Origin of the sequence: Prosthecodimorpha staleyi (assembly GCF_018729455.1) — a bacterium.
GTDB lineage: Bacteria > Pseudomonadota > Alphaproteobacteria > Rhizobiales > Ancalomicrobiaceae > Prosthecodimorpha > Prosthecodimorpha staleyi.
This window is the reverse complement of the sequence record NZ_JAHHZF010000015.1, coordinates 87,175-108,387: the sequence shown is the minus strand read 5'-3', so window position 1 is coordinate 108,387 and position 21,213 is coordinate 87,175. Positions and strand designations below refer to the sequence as shown.

Annotated in this window: 17 protein-coding genes; 6 read left to right on the top strand and 11 right to left on the bottom strand. The window is 69.6% G+C overall.

The window, feature by feature from the left end; all coding sequences use genetic code 11:
• Nucleotides 1-82 precede the first annotated feature (82 nt).
• Nucleotides 83-760, top strand: a complete 678-nt coding sequence (locus tag KL771_RS25345; protein WP_261971296.1) for a protease inhibitor Inh/omp19 family protein — start codon at nt 83-85, stop codon at nt 758-760.
• A gap of 60 nt (nt 761-820) precedes the next feature.
• Here KL771_RS25345 and KL771_RS25340 read toward each other — a convergent pair whose 3' ends face one another.
• The 3 genes from KL771_RS25340 to KL771_RS25330 form a co-directional block, all read right to left on the bottom strand.
• On the bottom strand, nt 821-2,188 hold the full coding sequence (locus KL771_RS25340) for a formimidoylglutamate deiminase (protein WP_261971295.1): 1,368 nt from the start codon (nt 2,186-2,188) through the stop codon (nt 821-823).
• Between the two features lie 138 nt (nt 2,189-2,326).
• On the bottom strand, nt 2,327-5,896 hold the full coding sequence (locus KL771_RS25335; RefSeq protein ID WP_261971294.1) for an acyl-[ACP]--phospholipid O-acyltransferase: 3,570 nt from the start codon (nt 5,894-5,896) through the stop codon (nt 2,327-2,329).
• 206 nt (nt 5,897-6,102) lie between these two features.
• Nucleotides 6,103-7,053 (bottom strand): aldo/keto reductase, encoded by a 951-nt coding sequence (locus tag KL771_RS25330; protein WP_261971293.1) that lies wholly within the window; start codon nt 7,051-7,053, stop codon nt 6,103-6,105.
• A 453-nt stretch (nt 7,054-7,506) separates the two neighbouring features.
• Here KL771_RS25330 and KL771_RS25325 point away from each other — a divergent pair, with 453 nt between their 5' ends.
• Both KL771_RS25325 and KL771_RS25320 read left to right on the top strand, forming a co-directional pair.
• Nucleotides 7,507-8,742: a metallophosphoesterase family protein gene (locus KL771_RS25325; protein ID WP_261971292.1), complete on the top strand. Its 1,236-nt coding sequence runs from the start codon at nt 7,507-7,509 to the stop codon at nt 8,740-8,742.
• The gene (locus tag KL771_RS25320; RefSeq protein WP_261971291.1) at nt 8,742-12,227 is read left to right on the top strand and encodes an ATP-binding protein; all 3,486 of its coding nucleotides are present in this window, start codon (nt 8,742-8,744) and stop codon (nt 12,225-12,227) included. Before KL771_RS25325 ends, KL771_RS25320 begins: the two co-directional genes overlap by 1 nt.
• Before the next feature lie 46 nt (nt 12,228-12,273).
• Here the strand turns inward: KL771_RS25320 and KL771_RS25315 are convergent, their stop codons facing one another.
• The 4 genes from KL771_RS25315 to KL771_RS28405 all read right to left on the bottom strand — a co-directional run bounded on the left by KL771_RS25315 (nt 12,274) and on the right by KL771_RS28405 (nt 14,340).
• Complete coding sequence (locus KL771_RS25315) at nt 12,274-13,194, bottom strand: transglutaminase family protein (protein ID WP_261971290.1); 921 nt, start codon at nt 13,192-13,194, stop codon at nt 12,274-12,276.
• A gap of 104 nt (nt 13,195-13,298) precedes the next feature.
• Complete coding sequence (locus KL771_RS25310; RefSeq protein WP_261971289.1) at nt 13,299-13,709, bottom strand: hypothetical protein; 411 nt, start codon at nt 13,707-13,709, stop codon at nt 13,299-13,301.
• Between the two features lie 46 nt (nt 13,710-13,755).
• Nucleotides 13,756-14,016, bottom strand: coding sequence for a NepR family anti-sigma factor (locus KL771_RS25305; protein WP_261971288.1), 261 nt, complete (start codon nt 14,014-14,016; stop codon nt 13,756-13,758).
• 108 nt (nt 14,017-14,124) lie between these two features.
• A complete protein-coding gene (locus KL771_RS28405; protein ID WP_390867707.1) occupies nt 14,125-14,340 on the bottom strand; it encodes a NepR family anti-sigma factor in 216 nt (71 codons plus the stop codon).
• Between the two features lie 146 nt (nt 14,341-14,486).
• Here KL771_RS28405 and KL771_RS25300 point away from each other — a divergent pair, with 146 nt between their 5' ends.
• Nucleotides 14,487-15,272 (top strand): response regulator, encoded by a 786-nt coding sequence (locus tag KL771_RS25300; RefSeq protein ID WP_261971287.1) that lies wholly within the window; start codon nt 14,487-14,489, stop codon nt 15,270-15,272.
• A 495-nt stretch (nt 15,273-15,767) separates the two neighbouring features.
• Here the strand turns inward: KL771_RS25300 and KL771_RS25295 are convergent, their stop codons facing one another.
• Both KL771_RS25295 and KL771_RS25290 read right to left on the bottom strand, forming a co-directional pair.
• Nucleotides 15,768-16,343 carry a sigma-70 family RNA polymerase sigma factor gene (locus tag KL771_RS25295; protein ID WP_261971286.1) on the bottom strand — a complete coding sequence of 192 codons (576 nt, stop codon included), beginning with the start codon at nt 16,341-16,343 and terminating at the stop codon, nt 15,768-15,770.
• Complete coding sequence (locus KL771_RS25290; protein ID WP_261971285.1) at nt 16,343-16,582, bottom strand: NepR family anti-sigma factor; 240 nt, start codon at nt 16,580-16,582, stop codon at nt 16,343-16,345. The genes KL771_RS25295 and KL771_RS25290 overlap by 1 nt, the downstream gene beginning before the upstream one ends.
• 203 nt (nt 16,583-16,785) lie before the next feature.
• Between KL771_RS25290 and KL771_RS25285 the strand changes: the two genes are divergently transcribed.
• The gene (locus KL771_RS25285; RefSeq protein ID WP_261971284.1) at nt 16,786-17,556 is read left to right on the top strand and encodes a response regulator; all 771 of its coding nucleotides are present in this window, start codon (nt 16,786-16,788) and stop codon (nt 17,554-17,556) included.
• A gap of 6 nt (nt 17,557-17,562) precedes the next feature.
• On the opposite strand, the gene cbiB is transcribed toward KL771_RS25285, so the two are convergent.
• Nucleotides 17,563-18,534 carry an adenosylcobinamide-phosphate synthase CbiB gene (gene cbiB / locus KL771_RS25280; protein WP_261971283.1) on the bottom strand — a complete coding sequence of 324 codons (972 nt, stop codon included), beginning with the start codon at nt 18,532-18,534 and terminating at the stop codon, nt 17,563-17,565.
• Between the two features lie 191 nt (nt 18,535-18,725).
• On the opposite strand from cbiB, the gene KL771_RS25275 reads away from it, so the two are divergent.
• Nucleotides 18,726-19,343 carry a DUF4202 domain-containing protein gene (locus KL771_RS25275; protein ID WP_261971282.1) on the top strand — a complete coding sequence of 206 codons (618 nt, stop codon included), beginning with the start codon at nt 18,726-18,728 and terminating at the stop codon, nt 19,341-19,343.
• 150 nt (nt 19,344-19,493) lie between these two features.
• Here the strand turns inward: KL771_RS25275 and KL771_RS25270 are convergent, their stop codons facing one another.
• Entirely contained in the window at nt 19,494-21,194 is a 1,701-nt protein-coding gene (locus KL771_RS25270) for a sensor histidine kinase (RefSeq protein WP_261971281.1), read from the bottom strand.
• Nucleotides 21,195-21,213 lie beyond the last annotated feature (19 nt).

Below are 21,213 nucleotides of genomic sequence, written 5' to 3'. Positions count from 1 at the left end.
CCGGCGCTAGCATTTGACCATGTCGCCCCGTTGCCGAACGATCCGCAGCCTCTGCCTCTCCGCGTTCGCCGCGGCGGCCGGAATGGTCCTGTGCGCCGGCGCCACCGTGTCGGCCGGCGCCGTCGACGAGGCCGTCTACCGGGCGACGGCGGGCCGCTGGCTGATCGCGCCGGAGGGCGGCGGCAAGGGCTGCGTCATCACGCTTTCGACCGAGACCACCATCGGCGGCCGTCGCCTGGACGGGGCGGCCGGCTGCAAGGGGGCCGTGCCCGCCATGGCCGAGGCGGCGTCCTGGGATTTCGACAACGAGAAGAGCGGCATCGTCTTCCGCGACGCCCTGCGCAAGCGCCTGCTCGAGGTGGTCGAACAGGAGACGGCGACCTACCGGCAGGAGCCTGCCGATCCCGGCAAGGCCCTGGTGATGTTCCCGGCCCGCGGCAGCATGGACCGCGTGCCAAGTCCCGGCGATCTCTTCGGCGAATGGCAGATGCGCCGGCCCGGCGGCACCGTGCTGTGCACGGTCTCGCTGCTCGAACGCACCGCTCCGGGCGACCAGGGCAGCTATACGCTGACCCTGGCGCGTGAATGCGATGCTGGCCTGGTCCGTCTGAAGCTGTCGACCTGGCGGATCGAGGGCATGGATCTGATGTTCTACAGCTTCGAAGGCGACAGTCTCGCCTTCACCCCGCGCGCGCCCGGCGCCTATGCCAAGTCCGAAAAGGAAAGCGGCAAGCCGCTCGACCTGATCAAGACGAAATAGTTGCGCCGGTCCCAGTCGGTGGCGCGTGTCGGCGCCGCGGTCGGTTCCCGGATGTCCCCGTCAGGCGAGCAGCGTCCGCATCGTGGCGGCGTGGCGGGCCATGATCGCGTCGCGGGCCCTGTGGCGCCCGTTCTCGACCACGAGCCGGCCCGCGATGCGGACGGCGTCGACGCGCCAGCCGCCGGCGAAGATCCAGGAATCGAACAGGGTTTCCGGGGCGGCCGGCAGATCGCGGGTCGGGGCGAGAGCGACGATGTCGGCGGGTGCCCCGGCGGTCAGGCCGGCGGCGTGCTCGCCCGGTGACGGGACCGTCGCGCCGAGTGCCTGCGTACCGCCGGCGAGCGCGCCGGCATAGAGGGTCTCGCCAGTCGAGCCGCCGGGGGCGGCGATCACGTTGCGGGCGCGGCGGCCGAGGCGCTGGGAATATTCGAGCATGCGCAGCTCGGCCGGCACGCCGATCTCGACATTGGAATCGGACCCGACGCCGAAGCGGCCGCCGGCGCCGAGGAATTCCGGCGCATCGAAGATGCCGTCGCCGAGATTGGCTTCCGTGACCGGGCACAATCCCGCGACTGCGCCCGTCGCCGCCAGGGCACGGGTCTCCTCCGGCAGCATGTGGGTGGCGTGGATCAGGCACCAGCGCCGGTCGACGGGGGCGTGGTCGAGGAGCCAGGCGACCGGGCGCCGGCCGGACCAGGCAAGACAGTCATCCACCTCCAGCACCTGCTCGGCGACATGGATATGGACCGGGCCGGCCGGTGCCATCTCGACGAGACGGGCCAACTGGCCGGGTGCGACTGCGCGCAGCGAATGCGGGGCGATGCCGAGAACCGCGGACTCGAGCGGCCGGATCGCCGCGGCGGCGCCGTCCAGCATGCGGGCGAAGAGATCGAGATCGGAGATGAAGCGCCGCTGCCCCTCCGCCGGCGGCTTGGCGCCGAAGCCGGCATGGGCATAGAAGACCGGCAGCAGGGTGAGGCCGATGCCGGTCGTGGCCGCGGCGGCGGCGATGCGCGTCGCCATCTCGGCCGGGTCGGCATAGGGGCGGCCGTCGCGGTCGTGGTGCAGATAGTGGAATTCGCCGACGCGCGTGAAGCCAGCCTCCAGCATGGCGCAGTAGAGCGCCCCGGCGACCGCCTCGACATCGTCCGGCGTCATGGTCAGCGCGAAGCGGTACATCTGCTCGCGCCAGCTCCAGAACGAATCGGAGCCCGGCCCGCGCCGCTCCGCGAGACCCGCCATGGCGTACTGGAAGGCGTGGCTGTGCAAGTTCGGCAGGCCGGGCACCAGCGCCGCATGGCGCACGTCGCCGGGTTGCGGCGCTGCGCCGGTCTTGACCGACGCGATGGCGCCGTCGGCGAGCGTGAGGCGCACATCGCGGGCCCAACCGCCGGGCAGGAAGGCGTGGTCGGCGTGAAGCACGGTCATGGGCGCATCCGGTCTCGGCAAGGGGCGGTCTCGGCAAGGGCTCAGGCGACCGGGCCGGCGAACCGGCTCGGTCGATATGTCTATACATTAGCCCCGAACGGCTGTGAAGCCGGCCGCATCCCGCGACCGGCCCGGCCGTCAGGCAGCCGTCGTCGTCGTGCCCGCGGGGGTCGGAGGGGCCGTATCGCTGGCAACCGGCGCCCCATCGGTGGCGCCCGGCGCCCCATCGGTGACAACCGGGGCAGTCTCCGCGGCGGCCACGACCACGGTCCCGGCCTCTGGGGCGGTATCGGCGGCCAATGCCGCAATCTCCACCGGGGCGGGCGTGCGCTCGCGGACCAGCTTCGCAACGCCGACGAAGTCGGTCTTGCCCGAGCCGAGCACCGGCAGCTTGTCGACCACGAGCACCTCCGACGGTGCCATCAGTTCGGCCGCGCCGCGGCTCTTGGCGAAGGCTTGGAAGGCCGCACGCGATGCGCCCCGCGCCGTGGTCACCATCACCAGCCGCTCGCCCTTGCGCGGGTCGGGTTCGGCGACGACCGCCGTCATGGCGTCCGGCCAGAGTTCGGAGGCCAGCGTCTCGACCGCCGCGAGGCTGATCATCTCGCCGCCGACCTTGGCGAAGCGCTTGGCGCGGCCCTTGATGGTGACGAAGCCGTCGCGGTCGATCACGACGATGTCGCCGGTATCGTACCAGCCCTCGGGTGGCGGCTCGAGCACGCCGGGCGCCTCCGAGCGCAGATAGCCGAGCATGATGTTCGGCCCGCGCAGCAGGAGACGACCGCCCTCGGTGACGCCCGGCACCGGTTCCAGCTTGTGCCGGAGCCCCGGCAGCAGCCGGCCGACCGTGCCGAAGCGGTTGAACATCGGCGTGTTGATGGCGACCACCGGCGCGGCCTCGGTGACCCCGTAGCCCTCAAGAATCCGCAGCCCGAACCGCTCCATCCAGACCCGCCGGGTGGTCTCCTTGACCGGCTCGGCGCCGGCCACGACATAGCGCAGCGAGCGGAAGTCGTAGGGATGCGCCGAGCGCGCATAGCCGGTCAGGAAGGTGTCGGTGCCGAAGAAGATGGTCGCGTTGGAGCCGTAGACCAGTTCCGGCACGATCCGGTAGTGCAGCGGCGAGGGATAGAGATAGACCGGCACGCCGGAGACCAGCGGCAGGATCAAGCCGACCGTCAGGCCGAAGGAGTGGAACAGCGGCAGGACGTTGAAGACCTTGTCGGTGCGCCCGAAATCGATCCGCGCCGCCGCCTGCGCCGCATTGGCCAGCATGTTGCGGCTGGACAGCACCACGCCCTTCGGCGTGCCCTCCGAGCCGGAGGTGAACAGGATCGCGGCCGGATCGTCGGGTCCGCGCGAAGCCAGCGGCGTCTGCCAGTGCCACAGCGCGGCAAGCCGGTCGGTCAGCCCGACGGTGGCGCGGATGTCCTCCAGATAGGCCAGTTTGATGCCCTGGCCGTCGAGCGCGTCGACGATCGGCTGCAGGCGGGCCTTCTCGATGAAGCCGCGCGAGGTCACCACGGTCTCGATCACGGCCGCCCGGCAGGCCGCAAGGATGTTGGTCGGCCCGGCCGAGAAGTTGATCATCGCCGGCACCCGGCCGGCCGACATCAGCCCGATCGTCGTCACGGCGGCCGCATTGGCATTCGGCAGCATCACGCCGACATGGGCGCCGGGCGCGGCCATCGGCATCAGGCGCTGGCCGATCACCCGGGCGCCGGCCAGGAACTTGCGATAGGAGAGCGGACCCGACAGCGGATCGTCGAGCGCGATCCGGCCCGGCCCCTCGTGGCGGGCGGCATCGACCAGCGCGCGGAACACGGTGCGGTCGATCGCGGTCGTCCGGTAGACCAGATCCGACATGATCTGGTAGAGCGCCGCGCCCGAGGCGAGCCGGCGCATCTTGCCCTTGAGCGCCGGATCGACATCGAGCTTGACCGGCTCCAGGATGGTGACGCGCACCTTGGGGAACAGCCGCCGGCGGATCTGGTGCGGCTTCAGCCGGGTGAACGGCGTCTGCTCCAAGCCCTCGATGCGCACCGGCACCACCATGGCGTCGGCCTTGTCGGCGATCAGCCCGGCCCCGTCATAGACCTTCATCAGCGATCCGGTGACGGTCAGCCGGCCTTCAGGGAAGATGATCAGCGTCTCGCCGTTCCGGACCGCATGGATCAGCGTTCGGGTCTGCATCGGCTTGGTCGGGTCGAGCGGCATGGCCCGCGTGATCTTCAGGAAGGGCTTCACCCACCAGCGTTGCGCGATGCCGGAATCGATCGCGAAGACCGGTTCCTGGTCGAGCAGCGAGAGGGCGAGGCCGGCATCCAGGAAGCTGACATGGTTGAGCGCGATGATCCGGCGCGGACCGGCCTTGGCGACATTCTCCAGGCCGCGCACTTCGAGCCGGAAGATGCCGCGATAGACGATCGAGAGCAGGTCGCGGAACGGGCTCGTCGGCAGGGTCCGGAAGATGACCACGCCGACCGCCAGCGTGGCGAGGCCGAGCACCGCGAAGACCCCGGCGACGCCCAGGCCAAGGGCCAGCAGGACGGCGGTGGAGATCGAGCCGACCGCGATGAACGCGCCCGACAGCACGTTCGAGGCGCCGATCACCCGGGCGCGCCGGTCCTTGCCGGCCCAGGCCTGCAGGGCCGAGAAGGACGGCACGATGAACAGGCCGCCGGCGATCGCCAGTCCGAACAGATCGATGCCGATATGCAGGCCGCGCGCGCTGGTGAACACCTCCACGGCGCCGACCGGCGCACCCGTCGCCCGGACACCCCAGAGCGCGAAGGCGAGATCGAGCGAGAACAGCCCCATCAGCACCGCTCCGACCGGCGTCGGCAGCAGGACGATGCGCTGGCTGGACAGGAACGAGGCGAGGCCGGAGCCGAGCGCGATGGCGATCGAGAAGATGGCCAGGAAGGCGGTGACGACGCTCTCCGAGCCGCCGATGACGGATTTCACCATGGGCGGCAGCAGCGACAGCACCACCGCGCCGATCAGCCAGAACCAGCTCGTGACCAGCCCCAGCCACCAGAGCCGGGCATCGGCCTTCAGGTCGCGGATCAGGCCGAGGGTCGAGACCATCACGTTGGGCTCGATCTCCAGCCAGGGCGCGGCTTCGCCGGCCGGCGGGATCATCCGCGCAGCGCCCCAGGAGATCAGCGCGAAGACCATCATCAGACCCGACAGCGTCGCCGGGTCGCTGCCGCCGGCCGCCGCAACGCCGGCGATCACCGTGCCGGTCAGAATGGCGATGAAGGTGGCGCTCTCGATCAGCGCGTTGCCGCCGGGCAGTTCGGATTCGGCCAGGTGATCCGGCAGGATGCCGTATTTCACCGGGCCGAACAGGGCCGCTATCACGCCGAAGCCGCCGAGCGCCACGAACAGGATCACGATCGAATGCAGCGCGAAGCCGATCACGGCGACGAGCGCGACGAAGATCTCCAGGAACTTGACCCGCTCGGCCACGCGCGCCTTGTCGTAGCGGTCGGCGATCTCGCCGGCGAGGCCCGACAGGAAGAAGTAGGGCGCGACCAGCACGGCCCCCGCAAGCGCGACCAGCGCCCCCGACCACGCCTCCGAGACATGGTAGAGGATCAGGAAGACCAGCGCGTTCTTCAGGAAATTGTCGTTCAGCGCCGAGAAGAACTGGCAGACGAAGAGCGGCGCGAAGCGCCGTTGCAGGATCAGCGGGCGGGACATCGGGTCTCCGGACGGTCGAGGAGGCGCGGAGGCGGCCACGCGTGCGGTCGGGGCGACCCGCGCCGCCGGGTGTCATCACCCGGTCGGTGCGAGCCTGTTCGACGGGACCCTACCGGAACTTCTTTTCCTTCCGGTTTCTTCGATCGTTCGTTTCGTTTCCTTCCGCGGCGATTTCGCGCCGTCCCGAGAGGTCGGGCGAGGCCCGATCAGGCACTCGCCTCGTCGAGCTCCGCGATGGCGGCGGCGTCGAGGTCGAGCTTCGCGGCGGCGAACAGGGGGGCGAGCTGGTCGGCCCGGCTGGCGCTGGCGATCGGCGATGTGATGCCCGGCCGGGCCATCAGCCAGGCCACCGCCACGGCGGCCGGCTCGGTCGCATAGCGGTCGGCGACGCGGTCGAGCGCGGCGAGAATCTTCAGGCCGCGCGGATTGAGATAGCGGGTGACGTTGGTGCGGCCGCGCACGCTGAGGCCGGCATCGGCCTCGCTGCGGTATTTGCCGGTCAGGAAGCCGGCGGCCAGCGCGTAGTAGTTGATGACACCGACCTCGCGCTCCCGGCAGAGCGGCTCCAGCGCGGCCTCGTAGTCCTGGCGGGCATAGAGATTGTATTCCGGCTGCAGACTTTCGTAGCGCGGCAGGCCGGTCTTCTCGGCGAGGTCGAGCGCGGCGCCGAGCCGTTCGGCGGTGAAGTTCGAGGCGCCGATATAGCGCACCTTGCCCTGCTCGATCAGCCGGGAATAGGCCTCCAGCGTCGCCTCGATCGGGGTCTCGGGATCGTCCCGGTGCGACTGGTAGAGATCGATATGGTCGGTCTTCAGCCGCCGTAGAGAATCCTCGACCGCCTGCCGGATCCAGCGCGGCGACAGGCCCTTGCGGTCGCCGCCCATGTCGGAGCCAACCTTGGTGGCGATGACCAGCCGGTCGCGCCCGCCGCGGGCCTTCAGCCAGTCGCCGATGATGGTCTCCGATTCGCCGCCCGTATGGCCCTTGACCCAGGTCGAATAGACATCCGCCGTGTCGATGAAATTGAAGCCGGCGCCGACGAACCGGTCGAGCAGATCGAACGAGGTGGCGGCATCCGCGGTCCAGCCGAAGACATTGCCGCCGAAGCAGAGTTTCGAGACCATCAGGTCGGAGCGGCCAAGCCGGCGCAGTTCCATGGCGGGATCTCCCAATTGCATGCGGCGGCAGGTTAGGGGTCGGATCGCCGCCCGGCAACGGCGGCCGATGATCGGCTGACCTGCGGTCGGAAACCGAGGCGAGGCCTGCGGGAGACGACAGCCGATTGATCGGAGAGAAACCGGCGGGGGTATCGTCGGACGGTCACGACGCGATCGAGGCGGGTAGCTAGGCCGCCGATCACGTACTGCCATCGTGGAATGCCCGAGCCCCGCCATATCCCACGATGACGGGCATCCGGGGGGCGGTGAGGCATCCTGCCGTCCTCCACCCCCGCCAGCCGGCCCCTTATAGACGACCCGGCCGAAACCACCACCCGCCGTGGCGATCAATCCCCATCTTTGCGCTTTCGGGCTGCAGGCCGTTTCGGTTTAAACTCCCGGTCCCGATTCCCGGTGCCTCCGCCGGGTCCGCTTCCCGCCGAGATCCGCCCCATGCGCTTCACCTTCCTGCATGCCGCCGACCTGCATCTCGGCAGTCCGCTGGCCGGCCTCGCGGGCAGGGACCCGACCGTCGCGCGCCGCATCGCCCTGGCCGGCCGGGAGGCCTTCTCGGCATTGGTCGACCGGGCCCTCGACGAGAAGGTCGCCTTCGTGCTGCTCGCCGGCGACATCTATGACCGCGAATGGCAGGACAATGCCATCGGCCTCTTCTTCAACAAGGAGGTCGCCCGCCTGCACCGGGCGGACATCCCGGTCTTCACGATCCGCGGCAATCACGATGCCGCCAGCGTCGTGACCCGGACCATCACGCTGCCGCCGAGCGTCGGCCAGTTCTCGACCCGCAAGGCCGAGACCCTGCGGCTGGACGCCCTGCGGGTCGCGGTCCACGGGCGCAGCTTCCCGGACCGGGCGGTGGAGGAGAATATCGCGCGCGACTATCCGGATCCGATACCCGGCTGGTTCAACATCGGCCTGCTGCACACCTCGCTCGACGGCCGCCCCGGACACGCCCCCTACGCCCCCTGCTCGCTCGCCGACCTCCGGTCGCGCGGCTACGACTACTGGGCGCTCGGCCATGTCCACGAGCATGAGGTGGTCGCGACCGACCCGCATGTGGTCTATCCCGGCAACATCCAGGGTCGCAGCGTGCGCGAATGCGGTGCCAAGGGGGCTGTCCTGGTCGACGTGGAGGACGGCCGCGTGGTCGATCTCCGGCGCATCCGGACGGCGCGCGCCGAATGGGCGCTGGCCCCCGTCGACCTGACCGGGATCGGCGACGGGGCCGGGCTGCTGGCGGCCGTCGAGGCGGCGGTCGCGCAGCGGCTTCCCGCCGACCGGGAGACGATGCTCGTCCTGCGCGTGACGCTGACCGGGGCGACGGCCCTGCACCTGCGGCTCTCCGCGCATCCGGAAACGCTGCGCACCGAGATCCAGGCGGCGGCCGACCGGGTCCATGGCGATGTCTGGGTGGAAAGCGTCAAGCTGGCCACCCGGGAGCCGTCGTCGATGGTCGCCGGTCCGGTCGATACTGCGAGTTTCGGGGCGCTGCTGGCGGTGATCGGTGCGGATCCGGCCTTCAGGGAGCGAATCGCCGGCGAGATCGCGACCGTCGCGGCCAAGCTGCCGCCGATCGAGGGGGCACCGCCGCTCGCCGCCGAGATGGACGCGATTGTCCAGGAGGCCCGCGCCATGGTGCTCGGGCGTGTCGCCGGCCCGGGGGCGTTCTGATGCGGATCACCCGGCTCGATCTCGGCCGCTACGGCCCGTTCTCCGACAAGAGCCTCGTGTTCCGGCCGGATGCGCGGCTGCATGTGGTCTATGGCCCGAACGAGGCCGGCAAGTCGACCGCGCTCGCCGCCGTGGCCGATCTCCTGTTCGGCATCGAGGAACGCAGCGTCTACAACTTCCTGCATCCCTATCCGGAGCTCTGGATCGGCGCCGAGATCGTCGATCGCGCCGGCCGCAATCTGGCCTTCAGGCGGCGCAAGCGGCGCAAGGGTGCCCTGGTCGATCCGTCGGGCCGCGAGTTGCCCGACGATGCGCTGCTGCCCTTTCTCGGCGGCATCGATCGCGCGCAGTTTCTCGCCGGTTTCGGCCTGTCCGCCAAGACCCTAAAATCGGGCGGCGAGGAACTGGCGCAGCAGGCCCAGGACAGCGGCGGCCAGTTCTTCGCGGCGGACTACGGCATCCACGGCGTGCCGGCTCTGCGGCAGACGCTCGACGATGAGGCGGATCACATCTTCGGCCCCCGTGCCAAGGCTTCGCGACGCTTCACCCAGGCCCAAGAGCGCTATGAGGCGGCCCGTCGGGCAATCCGCGAGCATGAGCTCGGCGCCCAGGAATGGAAGCGGCTGACCGAACGGATCAGCGAATTGTCGGATGCCTACGAGGCCGCACGCGGCCGTCGGATCGATGTCGAGAGAGAGGAAAAGCGGCTGGAGCGCGTCGCGCGGGTGCGACCGATTCTGGCCGAACTCGACCGGGTCCGGACAGAGCGGGCCGCCATCGGCCTGCAGCCGACGGCGTCTGCCGGGGCCGCCGCGCGCGTCCTGGAGGCGATCCGCACCGCCGGCGAGAAGGCGGCCGCGGTCGAGACCGCGCGTCGCGAGCTTGACGACGCGCTCGGCGAGCGGGCGGGCATCGTCGTCGATCGTGCCCTGCTCGCCGAAGGCGGCGCCATTGCGAGCCTGATGCAGGATCTGGGTCGCTACACCCAGGCGCTCGGCAGCCGCCCGGCCGCCGTCGAAGCGCTGGATGGTCGCAACGCCCGCTGGGCCGGACTGGCCCGGCAGCTTGGTTTTGCCGACGGTGCGGGCCTGGCCGCGGCCGAGCCCGGCGCTGCGGCGATCGCCACTCTGCGCGCCGATCTTGCCGAGGGGCGCCGGCTGCAGTCCATGCTGGAGACGGCGACCGGCAAGGTCGCGGAGGAACGGCGCCGTCTGCTGGATCTGGAGGCCCGGCGCGCGGCCATCGGCGCGCCGGAGGATCCGGGCGTCCTGAAGCTCCGCCGCGAAGCGTTCAAGCCGCTGATCGATCGTCTCCAGGCGCATGCCGACAAGCGCGTCAAACTGGAGACGGCATCGCGCATTCTGGCCCAGAAGGCCGCGCAACTCGATCCCCCGGTCGCCGACCTCGCCGACCTGGCCGTGCGCGCCCGTCCGTCCGTTGCGGCCCAGAAGGCCTTTGCGGTCGAACGGAGCGGGCTCGAGGCCGCGATCACGACGGCGCGTTCTGCTCTCGAGGCGGAGATCGCCGCGATCGAAGCGGCCGATGCTCGCCTGGTGGCGCTCGCGGCCGGCGGTCCGGTGCCGACCGCCGAGGCCATCGCCGCGGCGCGTGACGAGCGCGACCGGTTGTGGCGGACCCTGCGCGCGGCCTTGTGGTTGGAGCCCGGAGCCCCCTCGGGCAGCATGCTGGCCGCCATGACGGCCGAGTTCGAAACCGCCAAGGCCGAGGCCGACCGGCTCGCCGATACCGCTGTCCGCGACGCCGATCGCGTCGCCCGCTTCACGGTCGAAACGCGTAGCCGAAGCGAAGCCGAGGCGCGGCGCGTCCGCGCCGGCGAACGGCTCGCCGGGCTCGATCGGGACTGGCGGGATCTGCATGCGCGCTGGGCGGCGGCCTGGGCGCCGGCCGGCATCGCGCCGCTGCCGCCGCCCGCGATGGAGCCTTGGACGGCCAAGCTCGACGGACTGATCGCCAGCCTGGAGGAGCAGACGGCAGACCGCGCCGAACTGGCCGAACAGGATCGTCAGATCGCCGCCGCGCTCGGGCCGCTGCGCGATCTCGCCCGTGCCGCCGGCGTGGCGGAGGCCGACGGCCTGGATTTCGTGCTCTGCGCCAGACGACTGGATGCACAGCTCGCCGTGCTCGCGGCCGCCTACGACGAGAGCCGGGCCCTGGCGGGTGGCATCGCCGCAGCCCGGCAGGCCCTGGACGAGCGGCTGGCGGAGAAGCCGGAGGCCGAGGCCGCGCTCGACCGCTGGCGGCAAGCGATCGCGCCCCGCCTCGTTGCGCTGGGCCTTGCCGGCGACACCGGGATCGACGCGGTCGAGGCGGTGCTGACCATCTTCGCGAGCCTGCCGGATCTGCGCGACAAGATCGGCGAGAGCGAGCGGCAGCTCGCGCGTCTCGACGGGGTGCTGACGACGTTCCGGGTCGAAGCCGAACGGCTCGTCGCGGCACTCGCGCCGGACCTGGCCGGTCTTCCGCCGGATCGGGCCGCCACCGAAATCGAACGCCGGCTGGCGGAGGCGCGCAAGGCCGAGGCCGGGCGGAAGGTTGCGGAGGCGCGTGTCGTCAGGGCCGAGGAGAGCCTGAAACGTGTCGAACAGGATTGGGCGGTCGCGGAACGCCATCTCGCAGAGCAGGCGGCGGCGGCGGGTCTCGATCGGGGCGAAGACCTGCCCGCCCGGGCTGCGGTGTTGGCGCGGGCCGAAGAGCTGGACCGGCGCCTGACCGATCTTCTGGACCAGCTCGGTCCGCTTGCCGATGGCTGTGACGAGGCGACCCTGCGCGTCGAGATGGCCGCAATCGATCCGGATTTCGCCGCCGCGCAGCGGCAGGACTTCGCCGCTGCGCGAAGCCGGATCGACGAGGACGTCAATCGGCTCTACGCTGAGCGGCAGGAGGCGATCCGCTTGCGCGACGAACGAGGCTCGGGCAACGCCGCCGACCTCGACTGGCAGGCCAAGCGTGCGGCGGAGGCCGAACTCGCCGTCGCGGCGCGCGACTGGGCCGTGCTCCGGACCGCCAGCCTGATGATCGACGCGGCGATCGAGCGCCATCGCGAAAGCCGGCGCGATCCGCAGGTACAGCGCGCCGGGGACCTCTTCCGGATCGTGACCGGCGGGGCCTTCCAGGGGCTGGCTCAGGACTGGGACGACGAGAAGGAGTGCTTGCGCATCGTCGGCGTGCGCGCGTCGGGCGATCGGATCGACGTCAAGGCGATGAGCGAGGGGACGGCGGACCAGCTCTATCTGGCGCTGCGGCTCGCCCATCTGGAGGAGCATGCCGCCCGCGCCGAGCCGGCGCCCTTCCTCGGCGACGATCTGTTTGCGAGCTTCGACGACGCGCGGACCGGCTTCGGCCTGCAGGTGCTGGCGGCGATCGGCGGCGAGGTCCAGCCGATCCTGTTTACCCACCACCGCCATGTCGCCGCCATCGCCCGGGCCGAACTCGGCGACCGCGCGGACGTGATCGATCTGACCTGAGCGTCGGACCTGCCGTGAAGGTCATCGATGCCGAACCGGCCGCCGATCAGGCGGCCGACGGGAGTGCGACCGGCACCGGATCGGTCTCGGTCTGCATCTCCGCCCCCGACGTGACCGAGACCTCGACTTCGACCGGATGGGCGGCGCCCGTCGGCCCCGTATAGCTGCCCGAGATCGGCGATGCTTGGCCGGGGCTGCGCGCCACCGCCACCCGGAGCAGGGCCTCGCCGGCGACGAGGCGATTGGTCGGATCGTATTCGACCCAGCCGGTCTCGGGAATGAACACCTCCGCCCAGGCATGGGTGGCGCCGCCGCCGGTCAGTCCGCCGGCCCCGAGATCGGTCGCCTGATCGTGCAGATAGCCGCTCACGAACCGGGCCGCGAAGCCGGCCCGGCGGGCGCATTCCACGAACAGCCAGGCCATGTCGCGGCAGGAACCCGACTGCCAGCGGATCGTGTCGACCGGGTCTTGGGTGCCTTCCTCCCAGCGGAAGCTGTAGGCGACCCGCTCGTGGATACGCTGGTTCAGACCGTCCAGGAAGGCGAGCCCGCTCGTGCCGGCCTCCTGGAGGATATCCTGCAGGAAGGTCTGCACGATGCCGTCCGGATCCGGCGTCAACGGCGTCATGAAGGCTTCGAGCACCGCAAGGTCGTCGCCCTGATAGGCGATCGGGAAGGCGGTGGCCGCCGGAGGCGTGAAGAACGGGACGGTCGATTCGAAGCGCTCGACCACCAGCGTGCTGACGATGTCGAGAATGTCGGTCTCGCCGTGGAAGTCCGCGATCGCGATCGCGTTGCCGAGCGGATCGTGGTGCCAGCGCAGGGTCGCGGGCGGGGTCGTGGCGAGTTCGGCCTTGATCAGCCGCATGTCGAAGCTGCCGCGCGGCCGGGTCATCAGGCGATGCGGGCCGAGCAGGACGGCGGTCGAATAGCGATAGGTCGTACGGTGGCGGATCGTGAAGATCATGCGGGCCTCTCGGAAGGGGGAGGGCCGGGCGGCGCTCGCCCGGTCCCGAAGCAGTTCCGGCGAACCGGCAGTGTCGTCGCTGCCTCGGCCGGGTGTCGGCTGCGTCACGGCGCCGAAGTGCCCGGAATCAGACGGCTCGGCTGGTCCGGACCGTTCGACTTGAAGACGATCGTGCTGCAGCCCGGCAGGCAGGATTCGGCTTGGGTTGCGGATGTGGTGAATTGCAAATCGCGTCCGGGCTGGCTCTGAAAACGCGCGAAGGCTGCGGTTACCCGCGCGTCGCCATCGGCATCGAGGCGGTCGGTCTTGGGCAGGGCGGCCAGAACTCTGAACGGGCCGGTCGCGCCGCTCGGGGCATCGCTCAGCATCAGCCCGCCGGCCGCGGCAAAAAGGATGGAACCGGCGGCGAAGGCGACGGGAAGGCGTGTTCCGATCATCGTCTGTCTCCTCGGGTTGTCGTGTCTCGTCGACAGGTCAACGCGAGAGACGGACCCCGGTTCCGCGATTGCGGTCACGGTTCCGGGATTGCGCCGGCGCGGGGCGGGAAGGTGCCCGCCGTCGTCACTCCTTGCCGGCGGCGATTTCGTGGACGGAAGCGGCGGACGCGATCGATGCGGCTTCGCGATGGCCGGGATCGCCGTCACCGAGGTCGGTCGCGGTCGGCGTCTGTGCAAGCGTGTCGAGCAGGCTCAGAAATCGGTCGGGTATCGGCTCGGCAATGATCTTGTCGAAGGATTGGCGCAGTCGACGCCCGATCGCGTCCTGGGCGATCCGCGGCAGACGGGCGTCGGGCGCTGCGCCGTTGGTCTTGGTCTCGTTCATGGTCTCAAGGCGATCCGTTTCCAACAGTCTACTTCATTTCCGCGCTCGAACGAACCCAAGAATGCGATCGCGCCGCGCCTTGCCTCACGCGGGGCTGCCACCCGTGGATCAGCCACCTTCGGATCCGGCGTCCCGGCTCGGAGCGGAACCCGGTGCGTCGTTCGGTCGGTCAAGGGCGTCGAGCAGCGCTTCGAATCGCTTCGGCATCGGCTGGACGACGGCCGCGGCAAAGTGAGAGCGCAGACGGCCGCCGATCCGCGCAAGCACGTCGTCGGGCAGACCCGGCTTCTGACCGTCATCGCCCGGGTACTCTGTCCTGCCCATTCGTGCAATCCGAAGCCGCGGCTCGCATCCATCCGGCCGTCAACGCCTGTCTGCACGGTTTGGTTCCCGATCGGTTGGAACTTTTTCGCAGGGACCGCGTTTCAAGATCTCCGTGCGCACACACGGCCCCTTTTGGAGGCTCATCAATGAATATGAAGGACAGGATCGGGGCGCATCTTCCCTACCTGCGGCGGTTTGCCCGTGCTCTCAGCGGGTCGCAGCAGAGCGGTGACGCCTTCGTTCTCGCCATGCTCGAATGCCTTGTCGAGGATCCGACCATGCTGCGCGGGGATCTCGAGAACAGGACCGCGATCTACAATCTCTTCCTGCGCATCTGGAACTCGATCAGCACCAACGGCACGACCGAGATGTCCGAGGACCATGTCGCCACCCTGGCGGCGCTGACGCCGCGGTCGCGGCAGGCCTTCCTGCTGGTCACGCTGGAGAATTTCAGCGAGGAGGAAGCCGCGGAGGTGATGGATGTCGAACCGTCCGAGTTCGCCGACATGATCGAGGAGGCCGGCCGCGAGATCGCCGAGCAGGTCGCCACGGACATCCTGATCATCGAGGACGAACCGATCATCGCGATGGATCTGGAGGCGCTCACCACCGAGCTCGGCCACACGGTGATCGACATCGCGCGCACGCAGCGCGAGGCGCTCGAAATCGTGGCGCGTCGCCGCCCCGGCCTGGTGCTGGCCGACATCCAGCTCGCCGACGGCAGTTCGGGGCTCGATGCCGTCAACGAGATCCTGGAGACCTTCGAAGTGCCGGTGATCTTCGTCACCGCCTATCCGGAGCGCCTACTGACCGGGACCAAGCCGGAGCCGACCTATCTGGTGACGAAGCCGTTCCGGCCACAGAACCTGAAGGTGATCATCAGCCAGGCGCTGTTCTTCAAGGAACGCGCCACGCGCAAGATCGCGGCCTGATCGGCGACCGCCCCGGTATCGCCGCGACCGGTCGGCCACGGCGATATCCCCGGTCATGCCAGCCCCGATCAGGGGTCCCTGAATCACCGGTTCCCAAACGGCAAGAAAGAAGAAAGCCCGGGTTTCCCGCCCGGGCTTTCTTTTGGCTCGAGCAGACACCAAGCTACCAGCCCATGAAGTACATGAGAATCAGCAGGGGGATCGGGACGCCAAGCAACAACATGACGATCCAGCGCATGATTGCATCTCCGTTCGAGGCAGAATTGCCCCATCGGTTTGGCAACGCGAACTTCACAATTTGGTTCCCGTGATCAGCCGTCACGCGATGGCTGCAGGGTTGGAACGGTTGGAAGAGCGGAGCTCTGTTAAGGGAACGAGACAGTCTGCCGAGCGCTGACGACTGCAAAAAAACCGCCGGCCATCGGCCGGCGGTGCAGGTCAGGGGATTCGAATCGTTCGGGTGGCTGTTGTTCAGGACGATGCCGAGATCGGGCCTCAGATGACGGTCCAGGGCGATCCGGTACCGTGTTCGGAGCCGACCGCCTGGGCCTGCCGATCCGGGCCGAGTTCGTCGCTTGACGAGACGGCCAGGATTTCCAGGAGCCGACGGCGGGCCCGATTGACACGGCTCTTGATGGTGCCGACCGCGCAGCCACAGATTTCGGCCGCCTCCTCGTAGGAAAAGCCGGAGGCGCCGACGAGCACCAAGGCTTCGCGCTGGTCGGCCGGCAGCGTGTCGAGCGCCGCGCGGAAGTCGTCGAAATCCAGCCGCCAGGGCTGTTCCGGCTGGGACACCAATCGCGCCGCCGCCATCCCGTCGACATCCTGCACCTCGCGCTTGCGCTTGCGGTACTGGGAGAAGAAGGCGTTGCGCAGGATGGTGAAGAGCCAGCCGCGCAGACTGGTGCCCTGCGTGAAGGAATGATAGGCGGCCCAGGCCTTGACCAGGGTTTCCTGAACCAGGTCGTCGGCCCGATCGGCATCGCCGCAGAGGGAGATCGCGAAAGCCCGCAGCGACGGAATTTCGGCGATCAGCGCGTCCTTCTGACTTTTCGATTGGGTTCCGACCATCAAGCGGCGCCTCCAAGTTCGGTGGCACGTTTGGCCGGATCGGGCGGCGCAGGCGTCTGGTCCCCGGCGGGCTGCTCGGCCCGGTCGAGTGCATCGATGAGCGTCCGGAACCGTTCCGGGATGGGCTCCGACAGGACGCGGTCATAGATGCCGCGCAAGTGCGAGCCGAGATGTGCCTGCAATCCCGCCTCGAGCGGCGGAAGTCCGAAGGACTTGGACCTGGTTTTGGACTTGCTCATGTGACCTGCTGGTGCTCGGGGACCCGGGTACGAAACCCCCGCCCCATCGCAAGGGAGAACCGCCCTGTCGATGTGGCTGGGATTAACGCGGCCGACCCGCATGAGTTCCACGCAGATCGACATGTTGTCCCGGAACGGCGCCCGGCCTACCCTGACGTACGGAAATATTGGTACACCGGGTACAGCCGGACGGAGAACCCCGCATGTCGATCGCCGCCCTTGTGGCGCCGCAACTGCCCTATTTGCGCCGCTACGCCCGCGCGTTGACGGGGCGCCAGGATCTCGGCGACGCCCGCGTCGCCAAATGCCTCGAGCGCCTGGCCGACGACCCGGACCGGCTTGATGCCGATCTGGAACCGCGAGTGGCTGTCTATCGGCTCTTCTCGGAAATCTGGAATGCGGCGCCGGTCCATGCCGGATCGGGCGGTTCGGCCGCCGACCGACGCATCGGGGCCCTGCCACCGCTGCCGCGCCAGGCCTTCCTGCTGACCGCCATGGAGGGCTTCACCGCCGAGGAGGCCGCCGACATTCTGGATGTCGATTCCGACCAGTTCGACAACTGGCTGGTCGAGGCCGGACGGCAGATGAGCGCCGAGATGGCGACCCGCGTCCTGATCATCGAGGACGAACCGATCATCGCCATGGAGTTGGAAAGTCTGGTCGCGGCGCTGGGCCATACGGTGACCGGCAATGCCCGCACCCATGGCGAGGCGATCGGCCTGGTCGAGCGCGACCGGCCCGGCCTCGTCCTTGCCGACATCCGGCTGGCCGACGGCAGTTCCGGCCTCGATGCGGTCAACGAGATACTCCAGATCGCCGAGCTTCCGGTGATCTTCATCACCGCCTATCCGGAATATCTGCTGACGGGCAAGCGACCCGAACCGACCTTCCTGATCACCAAACCGTTCCGGGACGACATGGTCCGGGCTGTGATCAGCCAGGCGCTGTTCTTCGAAACCCGGCCGGCGGCCTGACCCCGGTCAGCGCCAGAGGAGGAGTGCCAGCACCGTGATGGCCGAAACCTGCAGGGCGAGCGCGAACCGGTAGAGCCTGAGTGCTCTGCGGATATCCGCCGCGTCGGCGAGGCGTCGGCCGTCGCCCATGGTGGCGTCGTCGACGAGGATTTCGCCGTAGACGCGCGGGCCCGCCAACGCCAGCCCGAGAGCGCCCGCCATGGCGGCCTCCGGCCAGCCGGCATTGGGGGAGCGATGCTTGCGAGCGTCGCGCAGTACGGCGCGGATCGCGCCCGACGCAGAGGCGCCCGGCATCAGGGCCGCGGCGAGGACCAGCCAGAGCGCGGCGAGGCGCGAGGCCGGCAGGTTGACCAGATCGTCGAAGCGCGCCGCCGCCCAGCCGAAGGCCTCGTGGCGCGGGGTCCGATGGCCGATCATGCTGTCCGCCGTGTTGGTCGCCTTGTAGAGCACACCGCCGATCGGACCGGCCGCCGCGGTCCAGACGAGCGGCGCGACAATGCCGTCGGAGAAGTTCTCCGCCAGGCTCTCGATCGCCGCCCGGGCGACGCCGGCTTCGTCGAGCCGCGCCGGGTTGCGCCCCACGATCATCGAGACGGCGCGGCGGCCCTCGTCGAGGCCCCTGACGAGACCGTCGGCGACCGCGGCGACATGCCGATCGAGGCTGCGCTGCGCCAGGAGCGAGGAGGCGGCGAAGCCGAGAACGAGGAGGCCGGTCCAACCGACCGGAGCCAGAAGCACCGGCACGGCCGCCGCGGTTCCGCAGACGGCGAGGAGCAGAATGAGGGCCGCGAGGCCGGCGATGCGCCGCCGACCGGGCGGGTCGGCGTCCCGGTTCAAATGCCGGTCGAGCATACCGATCAGGCGGCCGATCCAGGTGACCGGATGGCCGATCCGCCGGAACAATGCATCCGGATAGCCGAGGACGGCTTCGATCACGAGGGCGATCAGGGCGACGGCGAGCGAGTCGGAAAGCGTCATGGCACCGGCGGAGGGATGGCGACGGAGGGACGGCGACGATTGGGGACTGACTGAAACCACGATGCGGCATCGAGGTAAACCGGACGGGTGGCGACCCCGGGTCCGGCGGGTGGGCTTGCCGGCATCCGACGTTCGAGGCATCAAGGCAGTCGAGCGCGCCCTTGCCGTGGGTGGCCGCAGGAGTCGCTGCCGTGTCCGATCTCCGACCCGAAGACCGTCTCGCCGCCGCCTATGCGGCCATCGACCGTGCCAATGCGGACGATCCGACCGGCGTCGGCGATCCGCCGCGCCCCTATGCGGTGTTTTACGGCGAACGCATGAGCGCCTGGCTCGAACGGTTGGTCCCGGACGCATCCGATGCGCTCAGGATTGCCGTGCGCGGCCAACATATCCGCCGTTTTGACCGGCCTCGGTCCGAATTTCCGATGGACAAGCCCGGCTACTTCGCCTGGCGCAACCGGCTCAAGGATCACCATGCCGACTTGATCGCCGGGATCATGACCGAAGTCGGCTACGGCGAAGACGATATTCAGCGGGCGCGTTCGATCGTGCGCAAGGAGCGGCTGAAGCGTGATCCGGAGGCCCAGGCGTTGGAAGACTGCGCCTGCCTGGTCTTCCTGGAACAGGAGTTCGCGCCCTTTGCGGCCCGGCACGAGGACGACAAGATCGTCGACATCGTCGCCAAGACCTGGGTCAAGATGTCGGCCGCCGGCCATGAGGCCGCCGCCGCCATGGTGCCTGCCCTGCCCGAACGGCTGCAGCGTCTGGTCGGGCAGGCAGTCGCGTCGGCCGCGGCGCGCAGTGCCTGAGGGGGCTTGAAAACAGCCCCGAGGGGGCCGGACGCCACCGGATATTCCAACGTCGACAAACAGAATCCGATCGCATCGTCGCCCGGGTCGCGACCTCCGAGCGCAGGCCGGGCAGGCCTTCCGGAAGCGGGCCGGCCGCGCCGATCCGCTTCAGGCGACAGGCCGGCCATCATGCGGAGTTTCGAGCGCCGTTGCCTGCGGCGCCTTGGGCCGGAAGGAGACGACGAAGCAGGCCTCGCCGCCGGCGGTATGCTCCAACCGACCGTCAAGCTGCCGCACCATGGCGCCGACCATCTGCATGCCGAACCCGCTGCGGCCGTCGACCCTGAAATCCGGCGGCAGCGGCGTGGTGTTGCGCACCGTGAGGCTGCAGGTCCCGTCGGCCACGGCGAGCGCCACGACCACCTCGGGGTCGGCACCGCCGTGTTTGATGGCGTTGGTGACCAGTTCGTTGACGACAAGGGCCAGCGACATGGCCTGGTCGGGATTGAGCAGCAGCGGGTCCGCGACCACGGCGCATTCGCGACCGTCCGGCAGCATCGACTGCGACAGGTCGTGACACAGCTCGCGCAGGAATTCGGCGAAATCGACCGATTCGATGCCGCCCGAGGCGTGCATCCGACGATAGGCCATGGCCATCGAGTTGACCCGGCCGACCGCCATGTCGAACTGCTGGCGAGCCTCCGGATCCGTCACCGACCGGGACTGCAGCTTGAACAGGCTCGACACCGTCTGCAGGCTGTTCATGATGCGGTGGTTGAGTTCGCGCAGCAGAACGTCCTTGTAGGCGAAGGCGCGGGCGAGATCGTCGGCCAGTTCGTCGAAGGCGCTGCCGAGCTGGGCGAACTCGGTCGATCCGGTCATTGCGGTGCGCGCGGACAGGTCGCCGTCGCGCCAGCGACGGGTGACCGCAATGATCCGGTTGACGGGGCGGGCGATCAGGCGGCGGCCGAACAGCCAGGCCAGCACCATGGCGGCGGCGGCGGCGGCGACGATCCCGACGATCCCGCGCATCGTGGCGCTGTCGAGCGGGCCGAACGCCTCCGCGCGGCCGAGACCCACCCCGATATAGAGCCCGCCCGGACTGGTCGCAGGCGGAATGTAGCCGACGATGCGGCGCACGCCGTCGAGCGGCGACGTGACGTCGATGGTCCCGGGGGCGCTGGCCCGCGCAGTCTCGCGCCAGATGTCCTCCGGAAAGGGCTGGCCGACGAACCGCGCCGCCTCGGGAAGGCGAAGCAGGATGGTGCCGTCCCGATCGGCGACGGTCATGACGCGGTTGAGCGACCATTGCGGACCGTTCAGCTCGGCGGCGAGCCGCGCGAGGCCGATGCTGACGAAGATGACGCCGGCGGTTTCGCCCTGAGGGTTGCGGTACGGCATCGCCATGTGGAAGCTCGGCACGCCCGTCCGCCGCCCGACCGCGTAGGTCCCGACCGTGAAGCGGCCGGTTGCCATCGCCTCCCGGAAGTAGAACCGGTCGCCCACCGGCGGCATCGGTCCCGCCGTGTCGAGCCGGTCGGCGGCGCAGAAGACGTTGCCGGTGCGATCGGCAACGCCGATCGCTTCGAAATCCGGATGCGCGGTCCGCAGGGCGCGCAGGATCGCGGTGCACTCGGTCGGCTCGGCGTTGCGGATGTCCTTGGACTCGCTCAGCGCGGTCAGCATCAGCCGGACGCCTTCGGTCAGGCGTTCCTGCGCGGCCGCGACCTGCTGGGCCTGGAGTGCGACGCTGGCTCTGAGTTCGGTCTCGCGCGCGCCGCGCAGGGCGAACTCGTTGACCGCCTGCAGGGCCACGACAGGAAGCAGGGTCAGGCCGGCCAGGAGCACGACGCGACGGCTCAGGCTCATATTGCGGGTCTCCCGTCGG